16 protein-coding genes, 1 other RNA gene and 2 pseudogenes are annotated in these 23,156 nt (G+C 44.1%); 8 read left to right on the top strand and 11 right to left on the bottom strand.

Annotated features, from left to right (window positions below; all coding sequences use genetic code 11):
• Window positions 1-11: 11 nt before the first annotated feature.
• Together JMY01_RS03170 and JMY01_RS03165 are read left to right on the top strand one after the other, a co-directional pair.
• Entirely contained in the window at window positions 12-1,670 is a 1,659-nt protein-coding gene (locus tag JMY01_RS03170; protein WP_201574190.1) for an AarF/ABC1/UbiB kinase family protein, read from the top strand.
• A 19-nt stretch (window positions 1,671-1,689) separates the two neighbouring features.
• Window positions 1,690-3,138 (top strand): FAD-binding oxidoreductase, encoded by a 1,449-nt coding sequence (locus tag JMY01_RS03165; protein ID WP_201574189.1) that lies wholly within the window; start codon window positions 1,690-1,692, stop codon window positions 3,136-3,138.
• 208 nt (window positions 3,139-3,346) lie between these two features.
• Here JMY01_RS03165 and ruvB read toward each other — a convergent pair whose 3' ends face one another.
• From ruvB to JMY01_RS03140, 5 genes are all read right to left on the bottom strand, one after another.
• Window positions 3,347-4,324 carry a Holliday junction branch migration DNA helicase RuvB gene (ruvB, locus tag JMY01_RS03160; RefSeq protein ID WP_201577124.1) on the bottom strand — a complete coding sequence of 326 codons (978 nt, stop codon included), beginning with the start codon at window positions 4,322-4,324 and terminating at the stop codon, window positions 3,347-3,349.
• A gap of 169 nt (window positions 4,325-4,493) precedes the next feature.
• Window positions 4,494-5,114, bottom strand: a complete 621-nt coding sequence (gene ruvA / locus JMY01_RS03155) for a Holliday junction branch migration protein RuvA (protein ID WP_201574188.1) — start codon at window positions 5,112-5,114, stop codon at window positions 4,494-4,496.
• A gap of 97 nt (window positions 5,115-5,211) precedes the next feature.
• Window positions 5,212-6,249 carry a class II fructose-bisphosphate aldolase gene (gene fba / locus JMY01_RS03150; protein WP_201574187.1) on the bottom strand — a complete coding sequence of 346 codons (1,038 nt, stop codon included), beginning with the start codon at window positions 6,247-6,249 and terminating at the stop codon, window positions 5,212-5,214.
• A gap of 403 nt (window positions 6,250-6,652) precedes the next feature.
• Window positions 6,653-7,063, bottom strand: a complete 411-nt coding sequence (locus JMY01_RS03145; protein WP_201574186.1) for a hypothetical protein — start codon at window positions 7,061-7,063, stop codon at window positions 6,653-6,655.
• A gap of 224 nt (window positions 7,064-7,287) precedes the next feature.
• Window positions 7,288-8,502 carry a phosphoglycerate kinase gene (locus JMY01_RS03140; RefSeq protein WP_201574185.1) on the bottom strand — a complete coding sequence of 405 codons (1,215 nt, stop codon included), beginning with the start codon at window positions 8,500-8,502 and terminating at the stop codon, window positions 7,288-7,290.
• 442 nt (window positions 8,503-8,944) lie between these two features.
• On the opposite strand from JMY01_RS03140, the gene JMY01_RS03135 reads away from it, so the two are divergent.
• A complete protein-coding gene (locus tag JMY01_RS03135; RefSeq protein WP_201574184.1) occupies window positions 8,945-9,274 on the top strand; it encodes a TraR/DksA C4-type zinc finger protein in 330 nt (109 codons plus the stop codon).
• Window positions 9,275-9,356: 82 nt separating this feature from the next.
• Here JMY01_RS03135 and JMY01_RS03130 read toward each other — a convergent pair whose 3' ends face one another.
• Both JMY01_RS03130 and JMY01_RS03125 read right to left on the bottom strand, forming a co-directional pair.
• A complete protein-coding gene (locus JMY01_RS03130; RefSeq protein ID WP_227677640.1) occupies window positions 9,357-10,037 on the bottom strand; it encodes a thiamine phosphate synthase in 681 nt (226 codons plus the stop codon).
• A 125-nt stretch (window positions 10,038-10,162) separates the two neighbouring features.
• A complete protein-coding gene (locus tag JMY01_RS03125; RefSeq protein ID WP_201574183.1) occupies window positions 10,163-11,236 on the bottom strand; it encodes a serine hydrolase in 1,074 nt (357 codons plus the stop codon).
• Window positions 11,237-11,770: 534 nt separating this feature from the next.
• Between JMY01_RS03125 and JMY01_RS03120 the strand changes: the two genes are divergently transcribed.
• From JMY01_RS03120 to JMY01_RS14405, 3 genes and pseudogenes are all read left to right on the top strand, one after another.
• Entirely contained in the window at window positions 11,771-12,406 is a 636-nt protein-coding gene (locus JMY01_RS03120) for a response regulator (protein WP_201574182.1), read from the top strand.
• Between the two features lie 220 nt (window positions 12,407-12,626).
• Window positions 12,627-14,435 (top strand): PAS domain-containing sensor histidine kinase, encoded by a 1,809-nt coding sequence (locus tag JMY01_RS03115; RefSeq protein WP_201574181.1) that lies wholly within the window; start codon window positions 12,627-12,629, stop codon window positions 14,433-14,435.
• 88 nt (window positions 14,436-14,523) lie between these two features.
• Window positions 14,524-16,144, top strand: a pseudogene (locus JMY01_RS14405) (sigma-54-dependent transcriptional regulator).
• Window positions 16,145-16,285: 141 nt separating this feature from the next.
• On the opposite strand, the pseudogene JMY01_RS03105 reads toward JMY01_RS14405, so the two are convergent.
• From JMY01_RS03105 to gpmI, 3 genes and pseudogenes are all read right to left on the bottom strand, one after another.
• Window positions 16,286-17,554: pseudogene (locus JMY01_RS03105) on the bottom strand (IS256 family transposase).
• Window positions 17,555-17,655: 101 nt separating this feature from the next.
• The gene (locus JMY01_RS03100) at window positions 17,656-19,158 is read right to left on the bottom strand and encodes a S41 family peptidase (protein ID WP_227677639.1); all 1,503 of its coding nucleotides are present in this window, start codon (window positions 19,156-19,158) and stop codon (window positions 17,656-17,658) included.
• A gap of 332 nt (window positions 19,159-19,490) precedes the next feature.
• Window positions 19,491-21,137 carry a 2,3-bisphosphoglycerate-independent phosphoglycerate mutase gene (gene gpmI / locus JMY01_RS03095; protein WP_201574180.1) on the bottom strand — a complete coding sequence of 549 codons (1,647 nt, stop codon included), beginning with the start codon at window positions 21,135-21,137 and terminating at the stop codon, window positions 19,491-19,493.
• Window positions 21,138-21,324: 187 nt separating this feature from the next.
• On the opposite strand from gpmI, the gene ssrS reads away from it, so the two are divergent.
• A non-coding RNA gene (gene ssrS / locus JMY01_RS03090) (6S RNA) lies at window positions 21,325-21,520 on the top strand.
• A 258-nt stretch (window positions 21,521-21,778) separates the two neighbouring features.
• On the opposite strand, the gene JMY01_RS03085 is transcribed toward ssrS, so the two are convergent.
• Window positions 21,779-22,408: an FxsA family protein gene (locus JMY01_RS03085; protein ID WP_201574179.1), complete on the bottom strand. Its 630-nt coding sequence runs from the start codon at window positions 22,406-22,408 to the stop codon at window positions 21,779-21,781.
• Between the two features lie 135 nt (window positions 22,409-22,543).
• Between JMY01_RS03085 and ruvC the strand changes: the two genes are divergently transcribed.
• Window positions 22,544-23,128, top strand: a complete 585-nt coding sequence (gene ruvC, locus JMY01_RS03080; protein ID WP_201574178.1) for a crossover junction endodeoxyribonuclease RuvC — start codon at window positions 22,544-22,546, stop codon at window positions 23,126-23,128.
• The last annotated feature ends 28 nt before the right edge of the window (window positions 23,129-23,156 follow it).

Here is a 23,156-nt window from a genome sequence, read left to right as displayed (position 1 = left end):
ATTTATCACCCATGTTATTATCTCATCGTGCTCGTTTATTTGAGCTTTGGCGCATTGCGGCAAGCTATCGTATTGATACCCATCTGCCCCTTGATGAAGCTCCGCAGCTACAGCCTATCGCACGTATGATTCGTCTGCACCCTGCTGCTTGGGGTAAAAAGCATCAACCCAACGCTATTAAATATGCACTTGAAGACATGGGTACGCTATTTTTAAAGCTCGGACAGCTGCTGTCTACTCGTCGCGATTTGGTGATCCCAGAAATCATCGAGCAATTGATTCAACTGCAGGACAAGGTAAAGCCCTTTGACGCTGATATTGCCATCGCTCAAATCCAAGACCCAAAACACGGTCTTGGCCAGTCTATCGAGACGTTGTTTGCACGCTTTGATGTCAAACCTTTAGCTGCTGCTTCCATTGCCCAAGTGCATACTGCCGCATTGACGGATGGCCGTGAAGTCGTGGTCAAGGTAGTACGCCCTGATATTCGCGCCACTATTATCTCTGACTTTGAGCTGCTACGTGAGCTTGCTAGCTGGGCATCAGCACGTATAGAAGCTGCCCGCGCCATACATATCATTGATATCGTCGAAGATTATCGGCAAGTGATGCTCAATGAGCTGGATTTGACCTTAGAAGCTGACAATACCACGCAAATGCGCAATAACTTCTTGGGCTCAGCATTGATGTATGTGCCTGAAGTCTATGACGCGTCAAAAAACGTCATGGTGATGGAGCGTATTCAGGGCGTGCCAATTTCACAGATTGAGATATTTGATCAGCTTGGCTATGACCGAGCGGCACTTGCAGAAAAAGGCTTAACTATTTTTTTCACCCAAGTATTCCGTGATAACTTCTTTCATGCCGACATGCATCCGGGTAATGTCTTCGTTGAAACGCCCCCTGTTAAAACACTCAGTGCAGATATGCCCCTTGTCGATCTGGGTCACGAGCCACGCTATATCGGTCTTGATTGTGCCATTATGGGTACCTTGTCCAATGATGATCAGATGATTGTGGCACGAATGCTTTTGGCAGTAATGAATAATAACTTTACTGCGATGGTTGATATTGTTAGCCGCGCGGGCTGGATACCACCGAACTCAGACAAGCATGCATTGATGCGAGATATGAAACGTACCGTCGGTCCGATGCTGCAAAAATCCATCAACGAAATCGATTTTGCGGGCGTATTGATGCAAATACTGGACATTGCTCGTCGTCATCACATGAGTATCCCGCCACAGCTTATGCTACTACTCAAAACCTTAGTACACGTTGAGGGTTTGGGCCGCGAGTTATATCCTGACTTAGACATTTGGTCACTTGCCAAACCTATCCTAAGCGGCTGGATTAAAGAGCAGCTCGACCCTATGCGTAACTTGCAACAACTACGTACGCAGCTTCCAGAGATTTTACTATCCACGACTGACATCCCTAAACTACTGGATCAAGGCTTGCAAAGCTTAGCCTCTCAAGGCTCACGTCAGGACAGCCAGCTGCGGGAGATGCAACAAATACGCGCAGATATGCTGAATGATCGTCGCCGTGACTGGTTGGCTTTAGCAGGTTTTGGCGTCAGTATCGCTATCGCTACTCAAGTCGGTTGGTTTGCACCGATCTTTTATATCATAGCGATGTTGGCTGTTGTCTGGCGTATCTTGGCGTAACCCTCATTAGGAGTTTTTTATGTCTATTTCCGACGTGCGCATTGTCCCTCTCACAAACGAGCTTTCTGTAAATAACAATCAAAAAGACAACTCTGATACATGCAATCATGATGCTGCCATCAAAGCACTACAAGCACAGTTTGGTGGCAAGCTAAGTACCAACTTGACCGTACGTGAGCAGCATGGTCACACCATGACTTGGCTTACCAATCAGCCACCAGATGCTGTACTAACCGCGCAGAACAAGCACGATGTTGCACAGGCGGTAGCGATTTGCAATCAATACAAAATGCCAGTCATTGCTTTTGGTGTTGGTTCATCCTTAGAAGGTCAGCTAAATGCCCCTTATGGTGGCCTGTGTATTGACATGCATGCGCTCGATGCTATCGTGCAGGTGAATAATGAAGATCTTACGGTAACGGTACAACCTGGTGTCACGCGTGAGCAGCTCAATCATTATTTACGCGATACTGGTTTGTTTTTTCCAATAGATCCAGGTGCTAATGCCAGTATCGGCGGCATGGTTGCTACTCGCGCTTCAGGTACCAACGCAGTACGCTATGGCACCATGAAGGATGTGGTACTTGCGCTCGAAGTAGTGACAGCAAGTGGAGAGATTATTCGCACGGGGACGCGGGCAAAAAAATCTGCTGCAGGTTATGACTTAACCCGCTTAATGATTGGCTCTGAAGGCACGCTGGGTATCGTAACCGAGGTAACACTGAAACTGTTCGGCATCAACGAATGTATCGGTAGTGGACTTTGTCATTTCCCGACGATTGAAGATGCCTGTCAGGCGGTGATGCTCACCATTCAGATGTGCTTACCTATTGCGCGTATTGAGCTGCTTGATGCACTGCAAGTCAAAGCCTGCAACCAATATGCAAATCTTGACTTGGTCGAGACACCGACGCTGTTTGTGGAATTTCATGGTACTGAAGCAGGCGTGTGTGAACAAGCACAAACCTTTACCGATATTATCGAAGAGTTTGGTGGTACGGACTTTGTGTGGGATACCAATGAGGCCGAGCGCAAGCGTCTCTGGCAAGCGCGGCACAATGCTTATCATGCCAGCTCTGCGCTACGTCCAGAAGCAAAAGCACTATCGACGGATGCCTGTGTGCCTATTTCACGCTTAGCAGAGTGCGTCAGTGCCACTGCAAAAGACATTGAAGATGCTGGTATGATTGGCCCTATCGTCGGTCATGTTGGTGATGGGAACTTTCATGTTTTACTCTTGGTGGATACAGATAATCCTGAAGAGGTTGCCAAGGCTGAAGATATTATCGGTCGCTTAGCCATCCGCGCCATTGAGATGGATGGTACGTGTACGGGTGAGCATGGTATCGGTCAAGGCAAGCAAAAATATATGCAGCAAGAGCATGGTAATGCCTTAGGAATGATGCAAGCCATCAAGTCTGCGCTTGATCCTAATAACATCTTAAACCCTGGTAAAATATGGCCGTAGCGTAGGTTTGATGATTAATAAAGTAACAGATAAACACATACTAAAAAAGCGCTTCTTTTACGAGGCGCTTTTTTGATTGAAACCATCTATCACAACTTTTCCCAATAATTAGAATAGCAAGAAAAACCAGTGTAAATACTATGTTTTGTAGACTAAACGAGTTTGACATAGCCAGTCGTATTTTTTAGGTTTGGTATTGATAGTCGAACTACATCTGATCAATCGCCATCTGTGTCAATACGCGTCCACGAGCGGTACGCAACACATAACCTTGCTGTATAAGATACGGCTCGATTACATCTTCTAGCGTGCCGCGATCTTCTGCCATGGCCGCTGCTACCGCTTCAACACCTGCTGGGCCACCATCAAAACGCTCATGCAGGATTTCAATATAGCGTCTATCCAGATGATCCAAACCCCGTCTATCAACCGCCAGCATATCGAGTGCACTGGCAGCAATAACACCATTGATACTCCCATCTCCTCTTACTTCAGCGTAATCACGTACACGGCGCAGCAAACGATTGGCAATCCGTGGCGTGCCGCGAGCACGGCGCGCAATCTCTACCGCACCATCTTCAGTCATCGTCACTCGCATCAGACGCGCTGCGCGCCTAACAATGGTGGTCAGATCGGCAATATTATAAAACTCAAGACGCTGGACGATACCAAAGCGATCACGCAGTGGTGAAGTCAGCAGCCCTGCCCGCGTGGTCGCAGCCACCAAAGTAAAGGGCGGCAAATCAAGCTTAATAGAGCGCGCTGCAGGCCCCTCACCAATCATGATATCCAGCTGAAAGTCTTCCATGGCTGGATAGAGTATCTCTTCAATGACGGGACTCAAACGGTGAATCTCATCAATAAATAAGACATCGCCCGCTTCAAGATTGGTCAACATCGCAGCCAAATCGCCGGCACGCTCAAGCACAGGCCCAGACGTTGAGCGCAGATTACCGCCCATCTCACGTGCGATAATATTGGCAAGGGTTGTTTTACCCAGTCCAGGAGGGCCAAAAATTAGCGTATGATCCAGCGCTTCATCACGGCCCCGCGCTGCACCGATAAAAACTTCCATTTGCTCACGCACTACTGGCTGACCGATATACTCGGACAGTAATGCGGGGCGAATATTGGCTTCCGGAGCATCATCTGCTCCTTCTAGCGGATTAATCAAGCGGTCTTGCATCATATCTCTTATCATTATTTAAAAGGTATAAATAGCATAACTAAGCACAGCTGATAAGTCATGCACAAATATAGTAAAGTAACACTTAGAAATAAAATAAGCGACAACCAGTGTCGCTTATTTACTATTACTTAAAAACCAATCAAACACTCAGTCAGCATCAGCCATATTAAAAGCCTGATAATTGCTGCAGCGTCGCTTTTAGCAAGCTTTGCGTATCTTCAAAGACATCGCCGTTACGCTTCGCGGCTTTGATTGCTTGTTGAGCTTCTTTTTCTTTATAGCCCAAGCTAATCAAAGCGCCTTCTACCTCGGCGATGACACTGCCTTCATGAGAGACTGCTACTGGCTGACTGGTAAGCTCTAAACCACTACTATCTACTTCGATATTCTTCAGCTTATCTTTTAGCTCAATCAGTAGACGCTGTGCAGTTTTTTTACCGATGCCAGGTATACGCGTCAGTGCCGTCTCTGAGTCTTGTTCAACATGCATTTTTAGCTCGGCAGGCGACATGGCAGACAGCATGGCCAATGCCATTTTGGCACCAACACCATTAATCTTAATTAACTGCCGAAAAACATCACGCTCTTTACGGTCGATAAACCCATACAGCAGCTGCGCATCCTCGCGCACATGAAAATGCGTCCAAATACTGGCTTGCTGCTCAAGCTGTAATTGACAAAATGACGGTAGTGGCAGCTCAATGTCATAGCCTACGCCAGAGGCAGTCATAACACAGGCCGTTGGCGCCATCAAATACTGCACCTGACCAGTAATCAATCCTATCATCACTTACCCTCTCTTATAACTATGAATTAAGCTGCTTTTCTAAAGTTCAATAGTTACTGAACTGCAATCAACACGCTAAACGCTTGATTGGCTCAGTTTATTGGTAAAAATCAACCATTGCCTCAAGGCTAATCGGACGAATCTTATGTGCTTGACCTGCAGAACCAAACGCTTCAAAACGGTTGCTACAGATATCTGACATCGCCACCATAGAAGCTTTGAAGTATTTGCGTGGATCAAACTCACTAGGGTTTTGTGCAAGATACTGACGGATAGCACCCGTCGACGCCAAACGTAAATCCGTATCGATGTTTACTTTACGTACACCGTGCTTGATCGCTTCCACAATTTGCTCAACAGGCACCCCATAAGTCTCACCAATATCACCGCCATTTTCATTAATAACTTTTAGCCATTCTTGCGGTACTGATGAAGAGCCATGCATGACAAGATGTGTATTAGGAATACGGGCATGAATCTCTTTGACACGCTCAATAGATAAAATATCACCTGTCGGTGGACGCGTGAATTTGTAAGCGCCATGACTGGTACCAATAGCAATCGCCAAGGCATCAACATTGGTATCTTTTACGAACTGCTCGGCCTCATCAGCACTGGTCAATAACTGCTCACGATCAAGCACTCCTTCTGCACCAGAGCCATCTTCTTCACCGGCCATACCGGTTTCAAGGCTACCTAAACAGCCGATCTCACCTTCTACAGACACACCACAAGCATGGGCCAATTTGACAACTTCGCGGGTAACACTGGCATTATAATCATAGTCCATTGGCGTTTTACCATCTTCACCGAGCGAGCCGTCCATCATCACTGATGAAAACCCCTGCTGAATTGAGCGCTGGCAGATAGCTGGTGACATACCATGGTCTTGGTGCATAACCACTGGAATATGGGGCCATTCTTCAATCGCAGCGGTGATTAAATGACGCAAAAATGCCGAGCCTGCATATTTGCGCGCTCCAGCGCTGGCTTGCACGATGACAGGTGAGTCACAAGCATCCGCAGCCATCATGATTGCGCGCATTTGCTCTAGATTATTCACATTATATGCAGGAACACCGTAGCTGTGCTCAGCGGCATGATCTAAAAGTTGACGTAAAGAGATTAAAGCCATAAAACGCTCTCAAGTTGGAATGAAACAGGATGATATGAATAAATAAGGATGAAAGTTGCTATAAATACATACCCAGATCTATTGCGCAGTGATTATAGCAAATATTCCCTTGCTCTCGTAGCTGTTAGCACGGTATTTAAACACCGCCTACGTATACGCATGACAAATCTTAGAACTTCCTGTATTTAGAACTCACTGTATAAGTGACCCTTTATAATGAAATAAGAACCCCGATCAAATAAGACAGTCAAAAAAAAGCCTTGGCGATAACCAAGGCTTTTTAACTATATTCAAGGCTTATATGCAATTTTTATTAGCTCACAATTAACACGTTGATAGCTAATTAATTACTACATTAAAATCTATACGATCACTGTCTACCTAAAGATATGGTAGTAGCAAATTAGTACTGTTGATCTTCAGCAACTTCTGCATTTGCTTCAGCATCGGCAGCGACATCAGACGCACCGTCAGCAACTGCATTTGCACCATCAGCAACTGCTGAGGCAGTACCAGCAACCGCTTTATTAGCGCCTTCTGTGATGGCTTCACCTGCATTGGCGGCAGCATCAGTAGCAGCGGCACCAGCAGTCTCTGCGCTATCAGCTAGCTCAGCACCTGCGTCTTGAGCAGCAGCTTCAGCTTCTGCAGCCGCGGCTTCTGTCTCTTGAGCAGCAGCGTCAGTATTGGCAGCAATATCTTCGCCAGCTGACTCAACAGTAGCTTCAGCTTGATCTTCAGTTTGTTGGCTACAGGCAGTAACTGCGAAAGTACCAGCAAGAATACTAGCAAGTAACAAATGACGTTTTAACATAATAAACCTCTTGTGAATGATGCATATCAAAGTACATAGTGGCGCTATTTTATAGATAGCAAATAAGACATGCAATAATAATTTGTAGCAAGTTAACAAATAACAACTACTTGATAATAGTCATCAACCATCAACTATACAGCTGTATAACGAATATAATATCACCTATAGACTATAGCAGTTATAGTTTGCGTTTTGTACGGATAATGTTACCGAATTGTATTTCAGGCTTCAATCTCCAATGCCGCCACTGCTGGCAATACCTTACCTTCGACAAATTCTAAGAAGGCGCCACCGCCTGTCGACATATAGCTCACTCCGTCAGAAACTTGATATTTATCAATGGCAGCCAAAGTATCACCGCCACCAGCAATCGAAAACCCTGCACTGTCTCGTACCGCTGTTGCCAAGATTTCGGTGCCAGCACCAAACGCATCTACTTCGAACACACCAACTGGTCCATTCCACAAGATGGTCTTGGCATTCATGATAGCCTCAGCCAATTGCTTAGCACTCTCTGCAGCAATATCTAAGATCATATCGTCAGCACCAATGTCACTTACTGCTTTGACAGTGGCTTTGGCTTGTTGCAATGAGCCTGTAAAATCGTCAAAGCTGATATCATTCTTATCGGCAACAACAACATACTCAGGCAGAAGAATATTGGTTTTACTCATAATGTCACGAGCAGTATCCACTAGGTCCGCTTCATATAAAGACGAACCCACATCATGCCCTTGTGCCGCCAAGAAAGTATTGGCGATACCGCCGCCTACGATAATCTGAGTGCACACTTCAGCCAAGCTATGCAGCACTTCAAGCTTGGTAGATACTTTTGAGCCACCAACGATGGCTAGCATAGGCTGCGCTGGCGTCTCAAGAGCTAGGCTCAATGCGTCAAGCTCTGCGGCAAGCAAAGGCCCAGCGCAGACTGTCTTGTCCGCTTGGCGCATCGCTTGGGTAACCCCTTCTGTGGAAGCCTGTGCACGATGAGCGGTACCAAAAGCATCCATCACAAATACATCACATAAGTCAGCATAAGCTTTTGCTAGCGTGGCATCATTGTTTTTTTCACCCTTGTTGAAGCGTACATTCTCTAACAGTACCACTTCCCCAGCTTTGATATCGACACCTGCACTCAGATAATCACCGCTAAGCCTCACTGGGTTTTTTATTTGCTCAGCCAGCTCGTTTGTTAAATAATCAGCAACAGGAGCAAGCGAATATCTCGCTTCCGCAGAGCCTTCTGTCGGACGACCTAAGTGTGAGCAGACAATCACGGCAGCGCCTTTATCTAGCGCCATCTTGATAGTTGGAAGACTTGCTTTCAGACGTGCATCGCTTGCTACTTTGCCATCTTTAATAGGTACATTGAGGTCTTCACGAATCAGTACCACTTTATCCGTTAAAGTCAGCTCACTCATACGCAGAAAATTCATTGTCAGTCCCACTCCTATGTCTATATATCGATTACTGAGTTTATTTACGAAACTTGATAGCTGCCATAGTGTATAAATTAGCGCTGGCGCATTTTAAGCAAGAGTTTAGCATAACGTCAACTTTTCAATAAGACTATTCGCTAGCGATTCATGCCTGCTACTAGCCACTATAGCCAAATATCATCAGTATTTATGATAAAGCCTAGGATATCCATTAGTGAATTTATATTTTCTATGATTATTTACCGTTTATCGGAGTGGTATAAATACCAAATACTCAACAAAAGCGATAATGAATCCATTAACATTTGGTGGTGGCGTACTACTCATATCCAGACTATGATAAGAGTAGTAAACAATAACAACACCCAATAGCGACCCCACCATAATGAGATAAAAAAATCTTTATAAAATAGTGGATCAGCTATATTAGGAGGCAATAATGAGTATTGATTTTAAGGTTGCTAAGCAAGAGTTGCTAAAATTAAAAGAAGAGTTTCAAACTCGCATCGATAAAATTGAAGATCATATCCAACATCCACAAGATGACCTAAATGAGCATTGGGACGATCAAGCGATTTCTTATCGTCAAAATGAAATGCGAAAGACCTTGTTAGGAGAAGCCCGCCAAAGTCTTATCTATGTTGAAAATGCATTGAATCGTATTGAAAACGGCACCTACGGGGAATGTGAAGTATGCGGTGAAGACATAGAGATCAAACGCTTAGAAGCGTTACCGTATGCCACCTTATGTATGGATCATGCTAAGTAAGTCTTTGTGCGCATGACATATAGTTAGGCTCGCACATCAAAGCTTAATTCTCCTCAATTAATTACCTTCATTAGGCAGGCATTTACCAGTTGGTCAGTGCCTGTTGCCATTCATAGCAACGCTTTTCTACTGAATCTATTGGTAAGTCCATAATATCTCCTACCACTGCTATATAAACCAATGGCAACCCCTTTAACTGACTGATATTCTCAGCGGTTAGTCCACCAATCACACATATATCAATATTTTGCTGACACCCTTCTGCTAACTGTTGATAAGAAACTGTATGGGCATGAGGTTTGGTAGATGAGGCAAATACAGCGCCCATTGCTGCATAAGTCGCTCCTGCCTGTTTTGCCTCTTTTACTAGCGCTACATCGCCATGGCAAGTGCGACCGATAATCTGATCAGGCGCTAACGTCTGTTTTGCCTCATCAATATCACCATCACCTTGACCTAAATGCACACCAACACCAAGTTTGCTAGCAAGCGCTATGTCATCATTGATAACGACTGGAACTTTATATTGCTGGGCTAATGCCACTATTTTCTTTGCTTCCTCATAAAGCTTTGCCTCACCGTTTGACTGTGCCAACACTTGCTTGCGTCTGATTTGTAGCAGCCCAATCACTCCTGTTGCCAAAGCAATTTTCAACTTACGATAAAGCAATTCAAACTCATCATCATTCGTCAGCAAATACAGCGTAGGCACCGTTGTTTTTATCATAGTAGATGTTTCTGGTATGGTAGATGCTTTAGTCATATCAACCCCTGCAACGAAATAAGAATAAAAAAAGGCCGTTATCTTAAATAACGACCCTTTAAACTTTTTACAAAGTTGTCATATATAAAGACATATAAACAACCTAAGTATTATCAGCTACTAATCTATACTGTACGGCGAGTAGCAAGGCTGGTTAAGATGTTTTTCGCATCGCCCCAACGTGTTGCTGAACTATTAGCACCTAAGATAACGATAATAGCAGGACGGTTGTTCACACGTGTCTCCATAACCACACTACGACCTGCTTCGTTAATGAAGCCTGTCTTCGAAATGCCGATTGGATAATCACCTGCTCTCACAAGGCTACTGGTATTACTGGCTTTATAAGTACGGTTGCCGCTTGAGTAGTTGGCAACAAAAAAGTCATAGCTTTTAGTAGTAGAGAAACGACGAATCACGTCATACTCACCTGCAGCACGTACCAGTTTTACCAAATCATTCGGCGATGAAACGTTACGCTTATCAAGGCCTGTCGGATCACCGAAATATGCTGTTGTCATGCCTATTTCTTGGGCTTTGCGGTTCATGGCACGCATAAAGGCAGCATAACCACCTGGATAGTTACGCGCTAAGCTTTTTGCCGCAGGGTTCTCTGATTTCATCAAGGACATGAGCAAAAGCTCAGCACGGTTCATGCGATCACCTGATTTCAAGCGCGAACTGGCACGTTTAGGGCCAACAAAATCTTCTGGATCTAAGGTGATTTCTTCACGCATATCAAGCCCACTATCTAGTACAACCATAGCAGTCAGTATCTTAGTAATACTTGCGATAGGGCGTGCAATATCTGCATCTTTTTCATAGATAGATTCGCCCGTTTGTGCATCGACTACCACCACACTACGTGAGTTGGTGCTAATCGGGATCATGTCACTGCTACCAAAGCTACCGCGATAGGTCGTATTGTAGTTGTTATTGCTGCTACCGAAGCTATTAGCATTAGTCAGGTTAGTAGTACCATAACCATTATCGATTTTTTTGATGGTAGAGCCAGTGTTCGTGTTAGCGCTGTACATAATATTACGTGCTTCTGATAGGCTATCAGCACCACCCCAGCCTATACGTGCATTAGAGTTTGAGCTGTTATTGATACTCAGCGCAGCTTGTGCAACACTGCCCAAACTCAAAGAAATCATGGCAGCAACTAACTGCTGTTTGGTTAATGGTAAATGTTTCATTATTCCCCCTGCTATTGCTATCGCGTCAGTGACTAAAGACTATACACGATTCACACGCGTAGTGTTTCTAGATATGTTTGAAGGTGTTCATATAGAGTTATTGTACATTTAGTGTATCATGGTTTGCATTTAAGTTTAATCTATCAGCTTGACTTCACAAGTTTTTTTGAAGATTGTGAATCTTTACTACATTCGCTTTAGCCTTGTGTAATATTGATTAACATTTGAGCAATATCGTCTATTTATATCTTACTTTCTCAGATTTTTCTGACATCAGCAAGTAATATATGAATTATTTTATGATTAAATTAGCAGTCTCATCACGCAAACCTTAAGCTTAAGATCTGTCAAACACATCCTAATATGCTATAAATAGCAGTTTTTTGTTATGAAGATAAAACTGTTATATAAATTAAAACGCACTACTGGTATAAAACTACAACCCTATCAAAGTATTAATAATAAATATTAATTTTAAAGATGTTAGGGTGTTCCTGACGAGTATCAATCTATCAAATGGCAAAGAGCACAACTATGATTCGAGTATTAGTAGTAGATGATCACGATTTAGTACGTATGGGTATCAGTCGCATGCTGGCTGACAGTGCCGATATAGAAGTTGTCGGTGAGGCTGATAGTGGTGATATGGCATTAAAACTTGCCAAGCAGCTTAGCCCTGATGTCGTATTACTCGATGTCAATATGCCTAATATTGGTGGTCTGGAAGCCACCAAACGCCTTGTTCAATTAGACATGGGTATCAAGATTTTGGCAGTGAGTAGCATGTCAGCACAACCCTATCCTTCGATGCTCCTTAAAGCTGGGGTGAATGGTTACATTACCAAAGGTACACCGCTTGATGAGATGATACTTGGTATCAAAAAGATATACCAAGGCGGGCGCTATTTTAGCCAAGATGTCGCTGAGCAACTGGCAGAAGTATTATTATCAGACAATGCCGCATCCCCTTTTGATTTACTCAGTGATCGCGAAAAACAAGTGGCCATGATGGTGGTTAATTGCCAAAGCCCACAACAAATCGCAGATCAGTTATTTGTCAGTGTTAAGACTATTAACACCTATCGCTACCGTATTTATGAAAAAGTCGGCGTCGATAGCGATGTCAAGCTGACTCATCTGGCCATACGCCACGGCCTAATACAGCCCTAGACCTCTACCTACTCTTACCAAAGAATGGATGCTTAAAATGATTGATATTCAATAGTGCTTAATTAACGCTGAATATAGGTACTTGCTAGACACACCACATTTATTAGTCGATATTTTTCGGCTTAAATGGCTTTTATACTCTCTTATACATATATATTTTGATATAATCCAGTCCGCTATAAACCCATATTTATTTAGCCAACCCTATACTGGTCGTTTTATGAAACCTGCTTCTAAAAAAATTGCAGCTATCGTTAAGTTGCTACAACAAGGTGATACCTTACCTGTAGAACAGTTGCGTAAACTTGGGCTTATTTATAGCGCTTATCGACTATTAGTCAGCGCCTTTTTTTTATTGATGGTGTATGTTTCTGCCACAGCAGATGCCAGTCAACTTTTACCCAGTTTGGTTCAGCAGACTGCACTTGCATTTTACTTACTCATCAGTCTGATTTTATTTGGTCTGTTTTACGTAACGACTAAGCAGCAAAGACAACAATTAGCGCTGGGCTTAGTGCTCGATGTGGTCATACTGAGCCTATTGCTCTATACCAATGGTGCACCAGACTTACAATTGACCATGCTGTACATGGTTGTAGTCGCCGCGAGCTTTATGTTGTTGCGCGGCCCGCAAGCGTTAGCGATTACCCTGTTAGCGATTATATTTGTCATTTATCAACAGTTTTTTTATGCGATTGCCAATAGCTTGAGCTTCACCAATTTAGGTGATGCTTTACTGATGTCAGCCAGCTTTTTGGCGGTTGGTTTTCTAAGTTGGTCGATCTCACAGCGCTTGGTGCAGGTCGAAAACTTTGCCATACGGCAAGCAGATGAAGTAGAACGATTGAATGCGATTAACCAAGAAGTGATCAGTCATATGCTAAATGGTGTGATGGTCATCGACCAGCAGCATATTGTGTTAGCCAATCATGCAACTTACCACCTACTTGGCATGACTGAAGTACAAGAACCCACCTCTGAAATCACGCCAGCTAATACTGATAGATATTCACATGAGCGCAATAGCCTTAAACAGCGGCAACGAAAATTTAAGAATCATCATAATCCATTGACTGACTTTCAGCAGCAGCTTGCACTTCATCATGGTCAACTGCTCAGGAGCTGTCTATCTGTTGACACTGAACAGACGCACAGCTTCATTTATGAGCTACCCAAAGAAGCTGATGTGTCATTAGCAGGTAAACTGCGTGTGCAAATCATTCCGCTAAAAGATCGGAGTCAGCTGGTACTGTTTGAAGATTTACGTCGTGAGCAGGCCAATGCCCAACAATTAAAACTGGCTTATTTGGGTCAATTGACAGCCAGCATCGCTCATGAAATCCGCAATCCATTGGCAGCTATTTCACAAGCCAGCCAACTACTTATGGAAGATATCTTTGATAGCTCAAACGCTACTGATAGCGACCATCTTAGTTCCGATAATAAAGAAGAACAATTACAGATAGGCACTGAAGTGGATACAACGGGCAATTATGAGTTGTATCAGATGATATTTGAGCAGACTAAGCGCGTCAACCGTATTATAGAAGACGTACTAAAGCTCTCGCGACAACAACCTCCAAGTAAAGAAGATATTACCTTAGCCACTTGGATACCACAGCTGTTAGAAAACCACTTTCGTGGGCATGATGTCTTTTTGCACACATACAAAAACCCAGTCATAGAGTTCGATACCCATCAGCTAGAACAGATTTTAATCAATCTTATAAACAATGGTTTGTTTTATAGTAGCCGCTCCCAACCATATGCCTATCTTGAGGTCGAGATTTACTGTATCCATGGCGATGTTATAATTGATATATTAGATGACGGTAAGGGCGTAGCAGCAAACGATATCGAGCATCTGTTCGATCCGTTTTTTACCACGGATAAAAATGGTACTGGATTAGGATTGTATTTATCTCAAGCATTTAGTGAGGCTAATCATGCTAGACTTCTGTATGTAGATCAACACGAAAAAACCTGTTTTCGATTGATCATACCAGCTGTTTCTTGCTCTGACACATGACCAAAAATATTGTCTTAATCAAAAGAAGTTAAATAAAAAACCAATATTTGGTTCACAACTACCAACTTGAGTACATATGAGGTGATATATGACAGCAACCGCACTGGTCGTCGATGATGAAGTGGATTTATGCCGGCTCATGCAAATCACCCTCACAAAAATGGGTATCAAAAGTGATGTCGCTTATACTCTATCGCAAGCCAAATCCTACTGGGATGATAACGATTATGATTTTTGCTTAACTGATTTAAAACTGCCTGATGGTTCGGGGTTAGAGTTAGTAAAATATATCAGCAACAGCTCAGACACGCCGGTTGCAGTCATCACCGCTCATGGCAGTATGGACTTAGCGATTGAGGCACTGAAACTCGGTGCTTTTGATTTTGTCAATAAACCACTCGAGCTGCCACGCTTACGACAGCTGGTTGAAAATGCGCTCAAAGTTGTGCAGCAAGACAAGAGCACCCAAACACCAGATGAACGCACCCCAGAGCAAAATCTGTTAGACAGTCGCTTGATTGGTGACTCTTCAGTAATGCAGACGCTGAAAAAGACTATCGTTAAATTGGCACGCTCACAAGCACCCGTGTTTTTGTCAGGTGCTTCAGGGACAGGTAAAGAGGTAGTCGCAAGACTCATCCATGACTTAAGTCCACGCCGTGATGGTAGCTTCGTGCCAGTGAACTGTGGTGCCATCCCCTCAGAGCTGATGGAGTCAGAGTTCTTCGGTCATAAAAAAGGCAGCTTTACTGGAGCGGTCACTGACAAACAAGGTCTATTTCAGCAGGCCAGCGGCGGTACGTATTCCTAGATGAAGTAGCAGACTTACCGCTTGCCATGCAAGTGAAACTGCTACGTGCCATTCAAGAAAAAACCGTCCGCGCTATTGGTGATACCAAAGAGATACCTGTCGATATTCGTATTTTGTCAGCCACTCACAAAGATTTGAATGATTTGGTAGAATGTGGCGAGTTTCGACAGGATTTGTACTATCGCATCAATGTCATTGAATTAAAATTACCAACGCTGAAGGCTCGGCGTGAAGACATACCCGTGTTAGCCAAGCACTTCTTAGCTCAGATAACCAACGAGTGGCAGTTGGACAGTCCGCCACAGTTAACGGATACTGCCTGCGAGCGCTTACAACATCATGAGTTCTCTGGTAACGTTCGTGAGCTGCGGAATATACTTGAGAGAGCCATAACCTTAGCAGAGACATCAATCATTGATAGTGAGCATCTAGGTCTACCAGATGTCAGCGATGATATTGCCAATAAACAGCCTGTAGAAACGCTTGAAAATTCAGACAGAGCTCAGAAAACAATCGCCAAAGCCCTGTGATGGCAAGTGACCAAGCACAAGCTAACAACCCAAACATCAGGCATTCCACCAACAATCTACATCCTTATCGTACTCACAACCAGCAGTACAATATATCCGCTATCCAAGCATCCAGTGCCCATGCAACACATCGTAAGCAACCATCACTCAATAGTGATACTGCTAATCAACAACCTTCAGCAGGCAGTCCTGAGGTCAAACTGCCACAGCAAGGCTTAGAAGCGTATCTTCAAGAGCAAGAAAAACGCCTGATCATAAAAGCCCTTAAAGAGACAGAAGGTAATAAAACTCAAGCTGCAGAGCTATTGGGCACGACTTTTCGCTCACTACGCTATCGCATGAAAAAGCTCGAAATTGATGAAGACTAAAATAGAGAACAAGAGATAAATGAACAAAGGCTAAGTTAAGCTAAGACGAGTATGCTTGATGGTACTATAGAAACGATGACATAAAACATTGCCGAGCATACTCTATTTAGGAGACCATCCCAGATTCTGTGTAACTGCCCTTTAGATTAAATGCTTACTGATACGATCATCAAACATAATCATAAAGCGATTTAAAGCAGACGTCCAGTTACGGATTGGCATCGACCACTTTTTAGACGCCTGCTGGGTGGCTAAGTACACCACTTTAAATGCTGCCTGATCAGATGGGAACACCTTACGCTTATTCACTGCCGTCCGAATCACACTGTTTAGCGACTCTATCGCATTAGTAGTATAAATCGCTTTTCTGATGTCTTTAGGATAATTAAAGAACACCGTTAAGCCCTCCCAGTTATTGCGCCAAGACTTGACCACATGCGGATAACTTTCGCCCCACACCTCATCAAAGTGCTCGAGATTGGCCTCTGCTATCTCAAGCGTATCAGCGCCGTAAATGGCCTTTAAATCAGCCGCTACGGCCTTTTTATCCGTCCACGGCACAAACTTCATTGAATAGCGCACCATGTGTACGATACACAGCTGAACCTTGGCTTTGGGATAAACGGTATTGATGGCATCAGGAAGCCCTTTAGACCGTCAACACAAGCGATTAAGATGTCTTGTACGCCGCGGTTTTGTAGTTCAGTGAGAACACCCAGCCAGAACTTAGCGCCTTCATTCTCTGAGAGCCACATACCAAGCAGCTCTTTTTTACCATCAAGCCCCACGCCTAGCGCCAGATAAATAGCCTTGTTGATGATCTGCTTGTCTTGACGTATCTTCACGACGATGCAGTCTAGATAGACGATAGGATAAACACTGCTCAGCGGCCGGTTCTGCCAAGCAGTGATGTCCTCTAATATGTTATCGGTGACTCTTGAGACAAGAGAGCTTGAGATGTCGACATCGTAGAGCTCTTTAATGCTCTCTACGATCTCAGTGGTGGTTTGACCCTTGGCGTAAAGGAATATGATTTTATCATCGAGACCTGAGATACGGGTTTGATGCTTGCGCACCCACGCGAGCACAGCTCTTGTCTTGCGCTCGGGCGAAGCAGTCTTCGCTATTTCCTCGCTCAGGTTCAAAGTCACCATGACGGTCTCTTGGGGTGGAGATTTCAAGATCGCCTGTGTCACTGCGGACGGTCTTTTTAGTGTACCCGTTACGCTTATTAGGTTTATCCGCCTTTTCATGCTTGGGGTAGCCAAGATGGTCTTCCATCTCAGCCTCTAAGGCAGTATCGATAAACGACTGCATGAGCTGCTTTTGAAAGTCTTTGATGTCATCGAAGCTATTCATGCTACCAGCCATTTGCTCGGCCAGTTTTTTAATGTCAGATTGAGTAGTCATTGCTTATTCTCCTGTTAGGGGATTATAAGCAGTTACACAGTTTTTAGGAAAGGCTCCTATTTAGCAATATATTCTTTATTAACATAGTCTTTAGCACTATTTTACTTAGTGCTATTTTCTCTAACAGTTCCGACAGCATCTTGCTCTAGCTGACTTTTTAGTACAAAGCGAATCCCCGAAGAGTTTACTTGCTGACTTAATATTTCAAGCGCCTGCTGCTCCCACGTACTTTCATTACCAGATAATATAACATCAGGCTGTACACCGATTTTATCAATATCTTTACCTGTTGCCGTTAGATAGTGCGCTACCGTTAGCTTGATTGCTTGCTCATCATTGAGTGGCAATACAGACTGTACCGACCCTTTACCATAGCTTACCTCACCGACGATAGCCGCACGCTTTTGGGTCTGCAGACTACTTGCCACGACCTCTGCTGCTGATGCAGAGTAGCGGTTTTGCAAAATCACGACAGGCAAGGGTTTTAATAGCGCACTGCCTTGAGTGGACAAGACACGCAATGGTTTTTGGCGACTTTCTACCTGCACCACATCTGTATCGGTCATAAACAAGCTTGCGACCTTCACAGCTGACGTCAAAACCCCACCTGGATTATCACGTAAATCAAGCAGTATCCCTGCAACGGGCGCATCAAGGCTGGTTAAGCTTTGCAAGATTTGTTCGCGGCTATTATCTTGAAAAGCAGGCAGCTTAATAACAGCCATCTTATCGATGAGGCGTATGCCAATAGTCTGCGGATGGCTGTTATTACGTTGTAAAGTCACTGTATGTTTGCGTCGGCCAGCTTTAGAGGTAACAAGGTCTACTTGTGTGCCAGCGATACCGTTGAGAAGCTGCTTAACATCATTAGACTGCTTGTATTCATCAAGCTTAAACTCATCAATCTGATGTAAGTAATCACCGACGGCAATACCCTTAGTATCCGCAGGAGAGTCCGCTATTACTTGTGTCACTACCCAGTAACCCACCTCAGGCTGATACTCAGCTTGTAGACCGATATCACCCACATCTCCTTGAGTAAACGCGCGCAGGTTCTCATAAGCCTCAGCATCTAGAAACTCAGCATGACTATCAAGCTTGGTCAGCATACCGCTCATCGCATTGTTAAAAAGCTCTTCATCATTGACTGGATCAATATATTCTCGGCGCACCAAATCTACTGCCGCCACAAACGTCTTGAGAGTCTCAGGGGAGATGGCGCTCAAAGACACCTGTGCTACTTCGTCTGGGATATCCGAATAAACCTCATCTGACTCATCCAACGCTGAAGGATCGCCTTGGGCATCAATATCATCATCCGTCCAATTGTCCGTTTCATCTGCAGCACTCAACATATCTAGATCAGATAAGTCATCAGCTTCATTGCCTACGGGAACCTCATCATCCCTGAGATCGATAAGCTGCATATTTGCGGTAGGACTTTTGAGGTTCGCCTTGGCTGGCTCAAGATTGGCAGCCTGTGCGTACAAGCTGATACCGCCTAACCCCAGCAGACCTGTCCTAACTGCGGCCTTAAAGACCTTAGGCTTTATTGTTGCTGCCATAATTGGCTTGGCAAGTACTTTAAAGGCTGATAAACGCATAGGAGGACTCGTATCGAAGAATAAAATCATGCAGGGTTATTATAAGGTTTTTATAGGGTTATAATACCATTTACAAAAATCAGAGTAACGCGGAAAACTTGTGCAAGTACTACGCCTAGTAGGCTTAGCAAGTTTGACAAAGTTAATCGCACTTTTTGGGTTTGGTATAAGATAGCACTAAATTTATGTGAAGCACTACCCTATTGTTACAAAGCCATTATCAACAAATACCACATATAAAAAAAGGAAGAATAGTTAATATCCTTCCTTTTTTATAAATTACCAGTAGAAATAACTTAAAGCTACTTCATGCACAAATGATGAGGCGGACGCTAAGAGGCAGGGACTAATAAGTTCTGACCCGTCATTTCAGCGGGTGGATTGATATCCATCAACGCCAAAATAGTAGGGGCAACATCACTCAGTTTGCCACCGCTGCGCACGGTTACTTCTTTTTCACCAACATAAATCAAAGGCACATGCTCGGTCGTATGCTGGGTATGCACCTGGCCACTTTCATAATCTTGCATCTGTTCGCAATTACCATGATCGGCGGTGATAAGCATGTCACCACCAGCTGCACGTACCGCGGTCTCAATACGTCCAACACAGATATCTAGTGCCTCTACTGCTTGCACAGCCGCATCAAAGATACCAGTATGGCCAACCATATCACCGTTCGCGTAATTCACTATTAGCACGTCGTATTTTGCCGACTCAATAGCTGCGACCAGTTTATCTGTCACTTCAGAAGCGCTCATCTCAGGCTGTAAATCATAAGTCGCCACATCTGGAGATGGCACTAAAATGCGGGTTTCGCCTTCATACTCTTCTTCGCGGCCGCCACTGAAGAAAAACGTCACATGCGCATATTTTTCAGTTTCGGCAATACGCAGCTGAGTCTTTCCTGAATCCTGTAAGAACTCACCCAATGTATTGCTCAATGATGCTGGATAATAAGCAGTACTGGTTTTAGGGTTGTCAGCCAAAACATCTGAGTACTTGGTCAACATTACAAAGGCAGCAAGCTTTGGCTGCTTATGACGAGCAAAGCCTGAGAATTCATGATCCGGCAACACAAAAGCTTGAGCCAGCTCACGGGCGCGGTCAGCACGGAAATTCATAAAAATCAGCGCATCGTTATCATCAACGGTATAAGGCACTTCATCACGGCCGATTACTGTCGTTGGACTAACAAACTCATCAGTTTCACGTGCTTTGTAAGCCGCTTGGACAGCGCCATCTGCACGGGTTGCTAAGCGATCAGCCGTACCTTCAGTAATCAGCTCATAAGCCTTCTGTACTCGATCCCAACGATTATCACGATCCATTGCATAGTAGCGACCAATAATACTGGCAATCTGCACTCGGCCACCTTCATAGTGAGCATTGAGTTTTCCAATGTGATCTTTTAAACGATTGATATATTTGTCAGCAGATTTCGGTGGTGTGTCTCGACCATCCAAAAAGCAATGAACAAAGACGTTCCTGGCACCATGTACCAAAGCTGAGTGGCACATCGCTTCGATATGATCTTGATGTGAGTGCACGCCACCATCAGACAATAGTCCCATGATATGTACGTTGCCGCCTAAGTCGTTAGCAGCCTTTACAGCATCAACTAAGGCTTCGTTTTTATAAAACTCACGATTGGCAATTTCACTAGAGATACGAGTAGAGTCTTGGTATAGCACTCGACCTGCTCCTAAATTCATATGTCCAACTTCTGAGTTGCCAAACTGTCCCTCTGGTAAGCCAACATCTTCGCCTGACGCTGATATCAGTCCATGCGGATACTGTTGGTAAATCTTATCTAAATTTGGAGTATTAGCAGCGGCAATGGCATTATCCTTTTCATCTTCACGATGCCCAAAGCCATCTAGTATCATTAACACATGGGGTGTTTTTTTATTTTGCTTATTGTTAAGCTGTGCCTGACTGTCGTCATTATTCTCTGATTGTTGCTGCTTATTGGTCATAGATTACCGCTCCTCAAGTGGATGAACGCCTATCGTACTAAATTTAAGGTGTTGAACGCCCTCTATCTTACCACATATCTCAAAATAGCTGAAAACTCAACACTTTTTAGCACTATTAAGGCTCTTTCTTAAAACAATTAAACTGTGAATCAGACTTGCAATCACCAATATCATTGGTTAAGATGAAACTATTCTGAAGTGTTGGCTAGTAGATGTTTATTCCCTGAGCCGATAATGCTTTACCAGGATACGCTACCTATTGCTTCATTGTGTATGCCTGCACTGCTTGCAGTGTATCAGGAAACCTGCAGAGGCGATGACGTATCCGCCCTGAACTTCACGGTTCATGGGTCACCATCTTACGGCGGCACTTCGGTTGTTAAATTCGGTTTTTAGCCTTGTGGCTATTACCAACAAAAAGCCCCTTTTGTCATCGACGAGAGGGGCTTTTTTTATGCCGACTTCTTTAGGTATGCCGAACTCTTAAATCGATTGAGGTATAAACTGCCAGAGCTTTTGCACTCATTAGACAGTAGTAACCTCGTCACACCTTGCATTATCATTTGATCACTCAAGATAATGCAACCACTGACACTCATGACAAACCATCACTCAGTAGTCGCATTGTCTAAACTTATAATTTACTCATCATTGGCTGACTTGGTAATCTTCTTCACATCTTTAGGGATAGTTTTGGCGGTACCATCAACGGTGGTGTGCTGCTTGTAAACATCGCCAAATGGGTTTTGTTGTTGCTGACCAAATGGGTTCTGCCCATTCATGCCACCTGCACCGCCAAACGGGTTTTGACCACCCATACCGCCTGCACCGCCGAATGGGTTTTGTCCGCCCATTTGCCCACCCATCTGTTTGGCCATCATCTCCATCATTTTTTGCTGATTGTTCATGACATAATTGTTGGCCATGTCTTTCAGCTTCTTTTGCACGGGTGGTAAAACCACAAGCAGCGCCAACAGATCGCTAATCACGCCTGGAATCAGTAGCAAAATACCCGCCACTGCCATAGCGACACTTTTGATCATGGTAGATTCTTGCGGGCGCATTGCAGGGTTCATCATGCCGCCAGCTTTCATCTGCTGCGCCATAGGATTGAGGGCAACCATACCTTTGCGAATCAGCGAGAGTCCGATAACAGCGGCGATAATAAACCACATAAATACCCACCAGCCGCTGACAAACTGTGCTATCAAATACCACAGCAGCATCTCAATAATAAACCAAACAATGGCAATACCGACTATCTGACCCATAAAGTGTCGTCCTATATATTAAAAACTGAAGAAATTAAATGCTATGCAAATTAAATTGGTTAACTTGTCATGTATATGGGGATGGCTTGCTATACTATCAAACTTAAGATTGATTTTTAAGTAATATGGAACACTATGGCAATTATTATTGGGATTGATCCCGGCTCTCGTATGACGGGTTATGGGATTGTTCAGCAAACGGGTGATAAGCTCACCTTTATCGATGCAGGCACTATTCGTACCGACACCAAAGAGATGCCCGAACGCCTTAAGCGTATTTTTAATGGCTTGACCCGCATTACTCAGTACCATTTAAAATATGCTGACGAACCTATCCATACGGCTATTGAACAGGTATTTATGGCAGAGAACCCCGATTCAGCGCTTAAGCTCGGACAAGCCCGAGGTGCGGCAATAGCTGCCATGGTTGCGCTTGACTTAGAAGTCTCAGAATATACGGCGCGGCAGATCAAACAGTCTGTGTGTGGTTATGGTGCTGCTGCCAAAGAACAAGTACAAGAAATGGTTTGCCGTATCTTGTCTTTGGACGTGGTACCACAACAAGATGCCGCTGATGGCCTAGCCTGCGCTATTTGCCATGCACACTCAAGCCACTCTATGAATAAACTGCTACTTAATAGTGGTACACGTGGGCGCGGATCCTCTAAGAAAAAAGGTCGCTGGCGCTTAACAGAAGAGGATTTGGGTAATTTACGCTAACACTCATATTAAAAACGAGCCAGCAAAA

Origin of the sequence: Psychrobacter sp. H8-1, assembly GCF_904846575.1 — a bacterium.
GTDB classification, from domain to species: domain Bacteria; phylum Pseudomonadota; class Gammaproteobacteria; order Pseudomonadales; family Moraxellaceae; genus Psychrobacter; species Psychrobacter fulvigenes.
Note: the sequence above shows the minus strand (reverse complement) of the source record. Positions and strands in the feature narration are given on the sequence as shown.

Bases quoted from the DNA above. Each gene is read 5' to 3' on its own strand.
- JMY01_RS03115 (WP_201574181.1), top strand. From the start codon at position 12,627: ATGAAACCTGCTTCTAAAAAAATTGCAGCTATCGTTAAGTTGCTACAA.
- JMY01_RS03125 (WP_201574183.1), bottom strand. From the start codon at position 11,236: ATGAAACATTTACCATTAACCAAACAGCAGTTAGTTGCTGCCATGATT.
- JMY01_RS03100 (WP_227677639.1), bottom strand. From the start codon at position 19,158: ATGCGTTTATCAGCCTTTAAAGTACTTGCCAAGCCAATTATGGCAGCA.
- ruvB (WP_201577124.1), bottom strand. From the start codon at position 4,324: ATGCAAGACCGCTTGATTAATCCGCTAGAAGGAGCAGATGATGCTCCG.
- ruvC (WP_201574178.1), top strand. From the start codon at position 22,544: ATGGCAATTATTATTGGGATTGATCCCGGCTCTCGTATGACGGGTTAT.
- JMY01_RS03135 (WP_201574184.1), top strand. From the start codon at position 8,945: ATGAGTATTGATTTTAAGGTTGCTAAGCAAGAGTTGCTAAAATTAAAA.
- JMY01_RS03130 (WP_227677640.1), bottom strand. From the start codon at position 10,037: ATGACTAAAGCATCTACCATACCAGAAACATCTACTATGATAAAAACA.
- JMY01_RS03165 (WP_201574189.1), top strand. From the start codon at position 1,690: ATGTCTATTTCCGACGTGCGCATTGTCCCTCTCACAAACGAGCTTTCT.
- JMY01_RS03145 (WP_201574186.1), bottom strand. From the start codon at position 7,063: ATGTTAAAACGTCATTTGTTACTTGCTAGTATTCTTGCTGGTACTTTC.
- gpmI (WP_201574180.1), bottom strand. From the start codon at position 21,137: ATGACCAATAAGCAGCAACAATCAGAGAATAATGACGACAGTCAGGCA.
- ruvA (WP_201574188.1), bottom strand. From the start codon at position 5,114: ATGATAGGATTGATTACTGGTCAGGTGCAGTATTTGATGGCGCCAACG.
- JMY01_RS03140 (WP_201574185.1), bottom strand. From the start codon at position 8,502: ATGAATTTTCTGCGTATGAGTGAGCTGACTTTAACGGATAAAGTGGTA.
- JMY01_RS03085 (WP_201574179.1), bottom strand. From the start codon at position 22,408: ATGGGTCAGATAGTCGGTATTGCCATTGTTTGGTTTATTATTGAGATG.
- JMY01_RS03170 (WP_201574190.1), top strand. From the start codon at position 12: ATGTTATTATCTCATCGTGCTCGTTTATTTGAGCTTTGGCGCATTGCG.
- JMY01_RS03120 (WP_201574182.1), top strand. From the start codon at position 11,771: ATGATTCGAGTATTAGTAGTAGATGATCACGATTTAGTACGTATGGGT.
- fba (WP_201574187.1), bottom strand. From the start codon at position 6,249: ATGGCTTTAATCTCTTTACGTCAACTTTTAGATCATGCCGCTGAGCAC.